9 protein-coding genes are annotated in these 11848 nt (G+C 65.5%); 8 read left to right on the forward strand and 1 reads right to left on the reverse strand.

Annotation, left to right across the window (positions count from 1 at the left end; genetic code table 11):
• Window positions 1-30 precede the first annotated feature (30 nt).
• On the reverse strand, window positions 31-1101 hold the full coding sequence (locus ACVWZM_RS17410; RefSeq protein ID WP_456854013.1) for a DUF2336 domain-containing protein: 1071 nt from the start codon (window positions 1099-1101) through the stop codon (window positions 31-33).
• Between the two features lie 347 nt (window positions 1102-1448).
• On the opposite strand from ACVWZM_RS17410, the gene rimP reads away from it, so the two are divergent.
• From rimP to pnp, 8 genes are all read left to right on the forward strand, one after another.
• A complete protein-coding gene (rimP, locus tag ACVWZM_RS17415; protein WP_016840382.1) occupies window positions 1449-2237 on the forward strand; it encodes a ribosome maturation factor RimP in 789 nt (262 codons plus the stop codon).
• Window positions 2238-2240: 3 nt separating this feature from the next.
• Window positions 2241-3857 carry a transcription termination factor NusA gene (nusA, locus tag ACVWZM_RS17420; RefSeq protein WP_057015297.1) on the forward strand — a complete coding sequence of 539 codons (1617 nt, stop codon included), beginning with the start codon at window positions 2241-2243 and terminating at the stop codon, window positions 3855-3857.
• Between the two features lie 15 nt (window positions 3858-3872).
• On the forward strand, window positions 3873-4559 hold the full coding sequence (locus tag ACVWZM_RS17425; protein WP_057015296.1) for an RNA-binding protein: 687 nt from the start codon (window positions 3873-3875) through the stop codon (window positions 4557-4559).
• 107 nt (window positions 4560-4666) lie between these two features.
• Window positions 4667-7363: a translation initiation factor IF-2 gene (gene infB / locus ACVWZM_RS17430; protein WP_076824501.1), complete on the forward strand. Its 2697-nt coding sequence runs from the start codon at window positions 4667-4669 to the stop codon at window positions 7361-7363.
• A 174-nt stretch (window positions 7364-7537) separates the two neighbouring features.
• On the forward strand, window positions 7538-7948 hold the full coding sequence (rbfA, locus tag ACVWZM_RS17435; protein WP_028343913.1) for a 30S ribosome-binding factor RbfA: 411 nt from the start codon (window positions 7538-7540) through the stop codon (window positions 7946-7948).
• On the forward strand, window positions 7948-9057 hold the full coding sequence (gene truB, locus ACVWZM_RS17440; RefSeq protein ID WP_456854015.1) for a tRNA pseudouridine(55) synthase TruB: 1110 nt from the start codon (window positions 7948-7950) through the stop codon (window positions 9055-9057). The genes rbfA and truB overlap by 1 nt, the downstream gene beginning before the upstream one ends.
• A gap of 2 nt (window positions 9058-9059) precedes the next feature.
• Window positions 9060-9329 (forward strand): 30S ribosomal protein S15, encoded by a 270-nt coding sequence (rpsO, locus tag ACVWZM_RS17445; protein ID WP_016844725.1) that lies wholly within the window; start codon window positions 9060-9062, stop codon window positions 9327-9329.
• Window positions 9330-9643: 314 nt separating this feature from the next.
• Window positions 9644-11806 (forward strand): polyribonucleotide nucleotidyltransferase, encoded by a 2163-nt coding sequence (gene pnp / locus ACVWZM_RS17450; RefSeq protein WP_050383431.1) that lies wholly within the window; start codon window positions 9644-9646, stop codon window positions 11804-11806.
• Window positions 11807-11848 lie beyond the last annotated feature (42 nt).

An 11848-nucleotide genomic window follows, 5' to 3' on the forward strand; every position in this document is an offset into this window, starting at 1 on the left:
CGGGGAGAGAGACCGCCACGACCGCTTGAACTAGCGCGACTTCCAGAACTCCACGACGCGCTGCGCCGTCGAGGGCATCAGGCGCACGAAATTCACCCGCGCACCTTCGATATCGGCAGGAGACGGCACGCGGTTCGGCCCGAGCCGCATCAGGATCAGGGCGCGCACGGTCGGCCATTCGAAGCCGATCGTCTTGCTGGCGATCAGGATCGGATCGTAACGGTCGCCGGAGATCAGGCGATCGAGCGTGACGATTTTCACGCCGGCCATCGCGGCGAGCGCCGCCACGCATTCCTCATATTTGAAGGCCTTTGCGAAGCCGGCCACCGCGGCCTCGTTCAATTCGCCGGCGCGATGCAGTGCCAGGATGGCGCGCTGCGCGGCTGTGAAATCGCGGCCCTCGACCTGAACGATCACGCCCTCGATCTCGGTCATCGCCAGCTTGATCTCGGCCTGGCGTTCCGGCTTGGCGACGGCATGCAAACGGCGGCGGATCACGTCGATCGAGCCGGCGAGCAGGCCCTTCAGATGCTCGGGCGGAAGATCATCGCGGCGGCCGATCCGCAGCGTCAGCACGCCGTCCTGGCTGGCGCGTTGCACGAGCGTCGTGAAGGAGGCGTCCGAGAACGCCGCGCCCGCATTGCCGGCCGCGCATCGGATGACGTCGCGATCGCCGCGTCGGACGAGGACGTCGGTCAGCGCAGTCGAGAGCTTCGATCGCTCGGCCATCGCGAGCAGATGGCCCTGGCCCTTGGCATTGGCGATCTCGACCAGCACCTTTTCGTCAATCACCGGCGATCGGCGCAGCAGCGGCCCCGCGATCGCGACCTCGTCGTCGCGGGCGAGCTGCCCGACCAGATGCCGCGGCGCGTTGGCGAGCAGCGCGAGCCGTTCGGCGAGATCGACCCGCGCAGCAAGCTCGGCGTGCGGGACCAGGCTGGTCAGCACCCTGTCGAACAAGTCGATATGGTCGGGGCGAAAACTCGCGGCGCCCTGCAGGAACAGCTCGCCGAGCCGCCGCGCGGCCTCGGCGCGGCGCTTGAGGTCGCCACGGCGAACGATGTCGTCGAGTTCCGGAATCAGCGCAGGGGCTGTCGTCATGGGCCTTGTCCAACCGGCGACTTCTGCCGATTTTCGGCAATCTATGGTCCCGTTCGTAAACGGAGGGTTAGATCAATCCGGCATCCGGAGAGCCGTAAAATCGCCTCCCGCCGGACCCGGGGGCCTTGCCGGACCCGGGCAAAAGAGCTATATCCAGCGCAACTTATGGTATCTCATACGATCGCGTAGGAGAGTGGGCCCCCCGGGACCCGCTCTTTTTTATTACCTGACGGGACCCAACGAGGCCGGGTCCGGTTTGGGTAGCGTTAGCGGCCCCTTAAGGCCACCTGAACAACACAACAGACCTCAGCAGCCTTTAAGACCCTAGACAGCCTTTGACACTGGATATGACCGAACCGACCGCCACGTCCGTGGACACCGAACTGCTCGCCGAGCCGCGTCTCGTCGTCGAGCCCGGGGTTGCGGCGCGCGTCGCCGCGGTCGCGGTCCCGGTGCTGCAGGGCATGGGCTATCGCCTGGTGCGCATCAAGGTCTCGGGCGATGCCGGCTGCACCGTGCAGATCATGGCGGAGCGCCCCGACGGCTCGATGCAGCTCGAGGATTGCGAGGCGATCTCGCGCGCGCTGTCGCCGGTGCTCGATGTCGCCGACCCGATCGAGCGTGCCTACCGGCTGGAAATCTCGTCGCCAGGCATCGACCGCCCGCTGGTGCGCCGCTCCGACTTCGAGCGCTACACCGGGCATCTCGTGAAGATCGAGATGGCGGTGGCGCATCAGGGCCGCAAGCGGTTTCGCGGCGTGCTTGCCGGCGTCGAGGGCGATGCGGTGCGCATCAGGCGCGACGATCCGCGTCCCGACGAGGACGCCGAGGTTCTCCTGGTGATGGAGGACATCTCGGACGCGCGGCTGGTGCTGACCGACGAATTGATCGAGGAATCGATGCGCCGCGGCAAGGCCGCCGAGCGCGAGCTGCGCCGCGAGCTCGGCCTCGCGCCGCCGCAGCCGGCCCACGCCAAGAAGAGCGATCCGGCGAAGAGCCAGAAGCCGAAACCCAAGCCTGGTGATAAGCCTGCTCACAAGCCCGGCAAGAAGCCGGCCCCGACCAACACCAAAAAGCACCGCCTGGCGGCCGAGCGCGCGCGCCGTGGCGAGATCGATCCATCCGAAGGAGACTAAGCCATGGCAGTCAGCGCCAACAAACTCGAACTGCTGCAGATCGCAGACGCAGTTGCGCGCGAAAAGTCGATCGACCGCTCCATCGTGATCGCGGCGATGGAAGACGCCATCGCCAAGGCCGCGCGCGCCCGCTACGGCAGCGAGACCGACGTCCATGCCGAGATCGATGCCAAGAAGGGCGAGCTGCGGCTGACCCGCCACATGCTGGTGGTCGACGTCGTCGAAAACTCGTCGAACCAGATTTCGCTGCACGACGCGCAGCGCGCCAATCCGGGCGCCCAGGTCGGCGACACCATCGCCGACACGCTGCCGCCGCTGGAATATGGCCGTATCGCCGCGCAGTCGGCCAAGCAGGTGATCGTGCAGAAGGTGCGCGAGGCCGAGCGCGACCGGCAGTACCAGGAATTCAAGGACCGCATCGGCGACATCGTCAACGGCATCGTCAAGCGCGTCGAATATGGCAGCGTGATCGTCGACCTCGGCCGTGGCGAAGCGATCGTGCGCCGCGACGAGATGCTGCCGCGCGAAGTGTTCCGCAACGGCGACCGCGTCCGCGCCTATATCTTCGACGTCCGCCGCGAGACCCGCGGTCCGCAGATTTTCCTGTCGCGCACCCATCCGCAGTTCATGGCGAAGCTGTTCGCACAGGAAGTGCCGGAGATTTACGACGGCATCGTCGAGATCAAGGCGGTCGCCCGCGATCCGGGCTCGCGCGCCAAGATCGGCGTGATCTCGCGCGATTCCTCGGTCGACCCGGTCGGCGCCTGCGTCGGCATGCGCGGCTCGCGCGTGCAGGCCGTAGTGAACGAGCTGCAGGGCGAGAAGATCGACATTATCCCGTGGTCGCCCGACATTGCGACCTTCGTCGTCAACGCGCTGGCGCCGGCTGAAGTCGCCAAGGTCGTGATCGACGAGGACCGCGAGCGTATCGAGGTCGTGGTTCCCGACACCAATAACCAGCTGTCGCTTGCGATCGGCCGCCGCGGCCAGAACGTCCGCCTCGCCTCGCAGCTGACCGGCTGGGACATCGACATCCTGACCGAGCAGGAAGAGTCGGAGCGTCGCCAGGCCGACTTCGAGAACTCGACCCGCGTGTTCATGGAAGCGCTCAATGTCGACGAGGTGGTCGGCCAGCTGCTCGCCTCCGAAGGCTTCACCTCGGTCGAGGAACTCGCGCTGGTCGACGTCAAGGAACTCGCGGGCATCGAGGGTTTCGACGAGGAGACCGCCACCGAGCTGCAGACCCGCGCCCGCGAATATCTGGAACAGCTCGAGGCGGAACTGGAAGCCAAGCGCAAGGAACTTGGCGTCGAGGACGCCATGAAGGACGTGCCCGGCATCACCGGCAAGATGCTGGTGAAGCTCGGCGAGAACGATGTGAAGACGGTCGAGGATCTCGCCGGCTGCGCCACCGACGACCTGGTCGGCTGGACCGAGCGCAAGGAAGGCGGCGAGCCGACCAAGCATGCCGGGTTCCTCGACGGCATCGAGATCTCGCGCGACGAGGCCGAGGCCGTGATCATGCAGGCCCGTCTGAAGGCCGGCTGGATCACCGAGGCCGACCTCGCCAAGCCTGCCGAGGAGGCCGAGGCCGCCGAAGCAGAAACGACGGCTTCGTAAGGAGATGCCCCACGGATGCTGGCTCAGGCTGACCCCGATCTCGACGATGGGCCGCGGACGCAGAAGTCCGCGACCACGCGGATGTGCGCGGTCAGCCGCGAGGTGCGTCCGATCGACGAGCTGATCCGGTTCGTCGTCGCGCCCACGGGCGAGGTGATCCCGGATATCAAGCGCAAGCTGCCCGGCCGAGGACTCTGGGTTTCCGCGTCGCGGCGCAGCGTTGCGGAAGCGGTCCGCCGTCACCAATTTAGCAAGGGATTCAAGCGCGACGTCCGCGTCGCGCCGACCCTTCCCACCGATACCGACACCCTCCTGGTGCGCAGCGTCACCGAGGCCCTGGCAATGGCCGCCAAGGCCGGTCAGGTCGTTTCGGGCTTCGGCAAGGTCGAGGACGCACTCAACCGGAACGAAACTGCAGCCCTGATCCACGCTTCCGACGGCGCGGCGGACGGAATCCGCAAATTGGACGCGATCGTGGGGCAAAGGGGCGAAAAACGTGGTGAATCGCCGGTAATCCCCGTCGTCAATGTTTTGACGTCGGAAGAATTGGATTTGGCACTTGGGCGGTCAAATGTGATACATGCTGCGCTGCTCGCGGGCCCGGCGAGCAAGACGTTCCTGTCGCGCTGCCAGATGCTGGTCCGATACCGGATGGCCGACGACGACAAGACCGCCGAAGCGGCCAGAAATTCCAGAGCGTGATCCGGGAAGGCGGACGCCGTCTTTCCGACCGGTCATGCTCAGCAAACGACGACACGTTGAAGGATTTGTGCGGCAAACGCACAGCGAAACGAGATTAGGACTGCTGAATGGTTGATACCAAGACCCCTGGCGACAAGACTTTGAGTGTCCCGAGCAAGACGTTGTCGCTGAAGCCGCGCGTCGAGACGGGCACCGTGCGCCAGAGCTTCAGCCACGGCCGGACCAAGCAGGTCGTGGTCGAGAAGCGCGGCAAGCGTCGCGTCGGTGGCGATGGTCCCGGCGAGGCGCACGCGCCGGAACCCGTGGTTGCAAAGCCAGCGGCGCCGGCCGCCAGGCCGCCGCTCGGCCGCCCCTCAGGCCCGCCTCCAGGCCAGCAACAGCGTAACACCCGCTCCGGCGTGGTGCTGCCGACCCTGACCGAGGACGAGCGTTCCGCGCGCGCCAGCGCGCTGGCCGACGCCCGTCAGCGCGACATCGAGGAGCGCCGCCAGGCCGAAGAGGAAGCCAAGCGCCGCGCCGTCCGCGAGGCTGCCGAGAAGGCAGAGCGCGAGGCCGCCGAAACCCGCCGCAAAGCGGAAGAGGAGCGCCACCGCCACGAGGAAGAGGCCAAGCGCAAGGCCGAGGTCGAGGCCAAGCGCCGCTTTGGCGAGGGCGAAGCCAAACCCGGCGCTCCGGCCACAACAGCGGCCAGGCCTGCGACAGCCGCACCTGCGTCTGCTCCGCCTGCCCGCGCGCCCGCAGCACGCCCGACCACCACGACAACCGCGCGCGCACCAGCCTCTGCGCCGCGGCCGGCGGCAGTTGCGGCCGGGCCGGACGAAGACGAAGGTCCGCGCCTGGTGCGCCGCCCCGGCGGCGCCGTGCGCCCCGCCGCGGCTCCGAAGACCACCCACAAGCCCGGCCCGCAGAAGGAGCGCGGCCGCCTCACTCTGACCACTGCGCTCAACGCCGACGACGTGCGCGAGCGTTCGATCGCCTCGTTCCGCCGCCGCACCCAGCGCCTGAAGGGGCATGCGTCGAACGAACCGAAGGAAAAGCTGATCCGCGAAGTCACCATTCCGGAAGCGATCACGATCCAGGAACTCGCGAACCGCATGTCGGAACGCGCGGTCGACGTCATCCGCATGCTTATGAAGCAGGGCGCGATGCACAAGATCACCGACGTGATCGATGCCGACACTGCGCAACTGATCGCCGAAGAACTCGGCCACAGCGTCAAGCGCGTCGCGGCGTCCGACGTGGAAGAGGGCCTGTTCGACGTCGTCGACAATTCCACCGACACCGAGCCGCGCTCGCCGGTGGTCACCGTCATGGGTCACGTCGACCACGGCAAGACCTCGCTGCTCGACGCGCTGCGCCACGCCAACGTCGTATCGGGCGAAGCCGGCGGCATCACCCAGCATATCGGCGCCTACCAGGTGCTGTCGCCCGAGAGCGGCACCAAGATCACCTTCATCGACACACCCGGCCACGCCGCGTTCACCGCGATGCGCGCCCGCGGCGCCAAGGTCACCGACATCGTCGTGCTGGTGGTCGCGGCCGATGACGGCGTGATGCCGCAGACGATCGAGGCGATCAATCACGCCAAAGCGGCCAAGGTGCCGATGATCGTGGCGATCAACAAGATCGACAAGCCGGATGCGCGGCCGGAGCGCGTGCGCACCGAGTTGCTCCAGCACGAGGTGCAGGTCGAATCGCTCGGCGGCGACGTCGTCGACGTCGAGGTTTCGGCCAAGAACAAGACCAATCTCGACAAGCTGCTCGAGATGATCGCGCTGCAGGCTGAAATCCTCGACCTGAAGACCAACTCGGAGCGTCCGGCGGAAGGCACCGTGATCGAAGCCAAGCTCGATCGCGGACGCGGTCCGGTCGCGACCGTGCTGGTGCAGCGCGGCACGCTGCGCGTCGGCGACATCATCGTGGCCGGCGCCGAGATGGGCCGCGTCCGCGCCTTGATCTCCGACCAGGGCGAGAATCTCGAAGAGGCCGGCCCTTCGGTGCCGGTCGAGGTGCTCGGCTTCAACGGCCCGCCGGAAGCCGGCGATCGTCTCGCCGTGGTCGAGAACGAAGCCCGCGCCCGTCAGGTCACGAGCTATCGCGCGCACCAGAAGCGCGAGAATGCCGCGGCCTCGATCTCGGGCATGCGCGGCTCGCTCGAGCAGATGATGTCGCAGCTCAAGACCGCGGGCCGCAAGGAGTTCCCGCTGATCGTCAAGGCCGACGTGCAGGGCTCGCTGGAAGCGATCCTGGGCTCGCTCGAGAAGCTCGGCACCGACGAAGTCGCCGCCCGCATCCTGCATGCCGGCGTCGGCGGCATCTCGGAATCCGACGTCACGCTGGCGGAAGGCTTCAACGCCGCGATCATCGGCTTCTCGGTCCGCGCCAACAAGGAAGCGGCGGCCGCGGCCAAGCGCAACGGCATCGAGATCCGCTACTACAACATCATCTACGACCTCGTGGATGACATCAAAAAGGCGATGTCCGGCCTGCTCGCGCCTACGCTGCGCGAAACCATGCTGGGCAACGCGCAGATCCTGGAAGTGTTCAACATTTCCAAGGTCGGCAAGGTCGCGGGTTGCCGCGTCACCGACGGCACCGTGGAACGCGGCGCCAATGTTCGCCTGATCCGCGACAACGTCGTGGTGCACGAAGGCAAGCTGTCGACGCTGAAGCGCTTCAAGGATGAAGTGAAGGAAGTGGTCGCCGGCCAGGAGTGTGGCATGGCGTTCGAGAACTACGGCGACATGCGTGTCGGCGACGTGATCGAGTGTTACCGCATCGAGACGATCCAGCGCTCTCTGTAAGTCCAAATCTTACGAAGCGCAGATCTTGCTAGGCGTTGGGTCCATTTAACTGAAAATGCGACGGCGTGGCCGGACTTTAGTCCGGCCACCAGCGCATCGTCCGATTGAAAGCAAAGCAAGGACATTGATGCCCGCGGCCACGGCTGGCGGGCGCGACGGTTTTGGAAAAAGGTCATGCCCCGTCAAAAGAAGAGTTCCAGCCCCGGCGGATCGCAACGTCAGCTGCGCGTCGGCGAAACGGTTCGCCATGCAGTTGCCGAGATTCTGTCACAGGGTGAGGTTCACGATCCCGATCTGGAAGGCCACATCATCACCGTTCCCGAGGTGCGTATGTCGCCGGATCTGAAGCTCGCCACGATCTACGTGATGCCGCTCGGCGGACGGGACACCGACACGGTGATATCCGCGCTCGAGCGCAACAAGAAGTTCCTTCGCGGCGAGATCGCGCACCGCGTCAACCTGAAATTTGCACCCGACATTCGCTTCCGCGTCGATGAGCGGTTCGACGAGGCGGAGCGCATCGAGAAACTACTGCGGACACCTGCGGTGCAGCGAGACCTTGCACCCGATTCGGACGACGAGTGATGACTGTGATGACGACCAACAGCGTTATCGACGCGAAGGATACCGACGCGCGCGACGCTGAGCGGGATGCTTTTGCCGGCCATCGCACCGACGATGCGCGCCGCACCAACAACGACCCGCGCCAGAAGCAGGGCAGGCAGAACCAGCAGCCGCGCCGCGACAAGCGCGACGTCCACGGCTGGGTGGTGCTCGACAAGCCGATCGGCATGACCTCGACGCAGGCGGTCGCGGTGCTCAAGCGCCTGTTCCAGGCCAAGCGCGCCGGCCATGCCGGCACGCTCGATCCGCTCGCCTCCGGCGGCTTGCCGATCGCGCTGGGCGAGGCCACCAAGACGGTGCCGTTCGTGATGGACGGCCGCAAGCGCTACCGCTTCACGGTGTGCTGGGGCGAGGAGCGCGACACCGACGACACCGAGGGGCGGCCGGTCAGGACCAGCGAGAGCCGGCCGACCGCCGATTCGATCCGGGAACTGTTGCCGCGCTTTACCGGGGTGATCGAGCAGATCCCGCCGCAATATTCGGCGATCAAGGTGCAGGGCGAGCGCGCCTATGATCTGGCGCGCGACGGCGAGACTGTGGAACTGAAGCCGCGCCCGGTCGAAATTCACGAATTAACCCTTGTGGAACATGGCGATAACGGCCAGTCCGTGTTCGAGGCCGAGTGCGGCAAGGGAACCTATGTCCGGGCGCTGGCCCGCGATATGGGCCGGATTCTGGGCTGTTTTGGCCATATCTGCGCCCTGCGGCGGACCCTTGTCGGTCCGTTTACCGAACGGGACATGATTCCGCTGGAACAGTTGGAGGCTTTATGCAATAGAGCCGCGTCTGGCGAGGGCAGCCTCGCCGACGCGCTTTTGCCCGTTGAGACCGCGCTGGACGACATCCCGGCACTGGCCGTCACACGGGCTGATGCGGCAAGGCTCCACAGGGGCCAGGCCGTTTTGTTGCGCGGACGGGATGCGCCCAATACCAGCGGCACAGTCTATGTCACGGTGGCAGGCCGGCTTCTCGCGCTTGCCGAAATTGGCAATGGCGAACTCATCCCCAAGCGCGTGTTCAACCTGAACGGACTGACTGCCGGTCCGGCTCGCAACGATGAAAGTAACTGACGATGTCGATTACCGCCGAACGCAAAGCGGAAGTCATCAAGACGAATGCCAACAAAGCCGGCGACACCGGCTCGCCCGAGGTTCAGGTCGCGATCCTGTCGGAACGCATCAATAACCTCACCGAGCACTTCAAGAGCCATGTGAAGGACAACCATTCACGCCGCGGCCTCCTGAAGCTCGTGTCAACGCGTCGTTCCCTGCTTGACTACATCAAGCGCAAGGACGAGGCGCGCTACAAGGCGCTGCTCGAAAAGCACAACATCCGTCGTTGATTTGAGAAGCACGCGCGCGAGGGTTCGCGCGCGTTTTCGCATGGTCGTCCGTGAACTCGGGCTTTCGAATTGTCGAAAGATGATCATGCGCAGCATGGCAGTCGCGCCATGCACACTAGCGTCCAGCAGCAATCCGGCCGCTGGACCGGGCAAGATGCCCAGATGACCGAAAGGATGGACGCCATCCGAAATCCAGGGACCATGGCAGGATCGCCGGATGCTGATCGCGACAGCGCATCAGTGTCTCGCCGTCTTGGCATGGTCTTTGTGTTTCAGGGCGCCGTGCTTTCGTGAAACCATGAAAGAAAACCGAAATGTTCAATTCGCATTCCGTCGAAATCGACTGGGGTGGACGTCCCCTCAAACTTGAAACCGGCAAGATCGCCCGCCAGGCCGACGGCGCCGTGATGGCCACCTACGGCGAGACCGTGGTGCTTGCCACCGTCGTCGCGGCGAAGGCGCCGCGCGAGGGCGTCGACTTTCTGCCGCTTACGGTCGACTACCAGGAGAAGACCTACGCCGCGGGCCGCATTCCCGGCGGCTATTTCAAGCGCGAAGGCCGTCCGACCGAGAAGGAGACGCTGGTCTCCCGCCTGATCGACCGCCCGATCCGTCCGCTGTTCGTCGACGGCTGGCGCAACGAGACCCAGGTGATCGTCACCGTGCTCTCGCACGACATGGAGAACGATCCGGACATCGTGTCGCTGGTCGCCGCCTCCGCCGCCCTGACGCTGTCGGGCGCGCCGTTCAAGGGCCCGATCGGCGCCGCGCGCGTCGGCTTCGCCAATGACGAATACGTGCTCAACCCGACGCTGGACGAGATGACCGAGACCCAGCTCGACCTCGTCGTCGCCGGCACCGCCGACGCCGTACTGATGGTCGAATCGGAAGCCAAGGAGCTCAACGAGGACGTGATGCTCGGCGCGGTCATGTTCGGCCACCGCCACTTCCAGCCGGTCATCAACGCGATCATCGAGCTCGCCGAGAAAGCCGCCAAGGAGCCGCGCGAAGTCACCACGATCGACAATTCGGAGATCGAGAAGGAGATGCTCGGCATCGCCGAACAGGAGCTCCGCAAGGCCTATGCGATCCCGGTCAAGCAGGAACGCTATGCCGCGGTCGGCGCCGTCAAGGAGAAGGTGCTGGCGCACTTCTTCCCGGAAGGCCAGGAGCCGAAATACGACAAGCTTCGCGTCGCCGGCGTGTTCAAGGAACTGGAAGCCAAGATCGTTCGCTGGAACATCCTTGACACCGGCAAGCGCATCGACGGCCGTGACGCCAAGACCGTGCGCAACATCATCGCCGAAGCCGGCGTGCTACCGCGCGCCCACGGCTCGGCGCTGTTCACCCGCGGTGAGACCCAGGCGATGGTCGTGACCACGCTCGGCACCGGCGAGGACGAGCAGTACATCGATGCACTGTCGGGGACGTACAAGGAAACGTTCCTGCTGCACTACAACTTCCCGCCCTACTCGGTCGGTGAAACCGGTCGCCTCGGCGGCACCAAGCGCCGCGAAATCGGCCACGGCAAGCTCGCCTGGCGCGCGATCCACCCGGTGCTGCCGCCGCACCACGAGTTCCCGTACACGATCCGCGTGGTCTCCGAGATCACCGAGTCGAACGGCTCGTCCTCGATGGCCTCGGTGTGCGGCGCCTCGCTGTCGCTGATGGACGCCGGCGTGCCGCTGAAGCGGCCGACGGCCGGTATCGCCATGGGCCTAATCCTCGAAGGTCAGCGCTTCGCGGTGCTGTCGGACATCCTCGGTGACGAGGATCATCTCGGCGACATGGACTTCAAGGTCGCCGGTACCGACCACGGCATCACCTCGCTCCAGATGGACATCAAGATCGAGGGCATCACCGAGGAGATCATGAAGGTTGCGCTTGGCCAGGCCAAGGAAGGGCGCATCCACATCCTCGGCGAGATGGCCAAGGCACTGACCGCGGCGCGCGCCGAGCTCGGCGAATACGCACCGCGCATCGAGACCTTCAAGATCGCCACCGACAAGATCCGCGAAGTGATCGGCACCGGCGGCAAGGTGATCCGCGAAATCGTCGAGAAGACCGGCGCCAAGGTCAACATCGAGGACGACGGCACCGTGAAGGTCGCCTCCAACGATGGCGAGGCGATGAAGGCTGCGATCAAGTGGATCAAGTCGATCGCCTCCGATCCGGAGGTCGGCCAGATCTACGAGGGCACCGTCGTCAAGGTGATGGAGTTCGGCGCGTTCGTGAACTTCTTCGGCGCCAAGGACGGCCTCGTCCACATCAGCCAGCTCGCGTCCAACCGCGTGCAGAAGACCTCCGACGTCGTCAAGGAAGGCGACAAAGTCAAGGTCAAGCTGCTCGGCTTCGACGATCGCGGCAAGACCCGCCTGTCGATGAAGGCGGTCGACCAGGAGACCGGCGAGGATCTCGAGGCCAAGCAGAAGACCGAAGCGCCGGCTGCGGCGCCGCGCGAAGCTGCCGGCGAGTAAGCCAGGGCAAATCGATTGTTACCAAATCGACTGTTACGAAAA

Source organism: Bradyrhizobium sp. USDA 4501, assembly GCF_054062115.1.

Excerpts from the sequence above, each read along its gene's own strand:
- nusA (WP_057015297.1), top strand. The coding sequence starts at position 2,241 with ATGGCAGTCAGCGCCAACAAACTCGAACTGCTGCAGATCGCAGACGCA.
- infB (WP_076824501.1), top strand. The coding sequence starts at position 4,667 with ATGGTTGATACCAAGACCCCTGGCGACAAGACTTTGAGTGTCCCGAGC.
- rpsO (WP_016844725.1), top strand. The coding sequence starts at position 9,060 with ATGTCGATTACCGCCGAACGCAAAGCGGAAGTCATCAAGACGAATGCC.
- ACVWZM_RS17425 (WP_057015296.1), top strand. The coding sequence starts at position 3,873 with ATGCTGGCTCAGGCTGACCCCGATCTCGACGATGGGCCGCGGACGCAG.
- truB (WP_456854015.1), top strand. The coding sequence starts at position 7,948 with ATGACTGTGATGACGACCAACAGCGTTATCGACGCGAAGGATACCGAC.
- ACVWZM_RS17410 (WP_456854013.1), bottom strand. The coding sequence starts at position 1,101 with ATGACGACAGCCCCTGCGCTGATTCCGGAACTCGACGACATCGTTCGC.
- rimP (WP_016840382.1), top strand. The coding sequence starts at position 1,449 with ATGACCGAACCGACCGCCACGTCCGTGGACACCGAACTGCTCGCCGAG.
- pnp (WP_050383431.1), top strand. The coding sequence starts at position 9,644 with ATGTTCAATTCGCATTCCGTCGAAATCGACTGGGGTGGACGTCCCCTC.
- rbfA (WP_028343913.1), top strand. The coding sequence starts at position 7,538 with ATGCCCCGTCAAAAGAAGAGTTCCAGCCCCGGCGGATCGCAACGTCAG.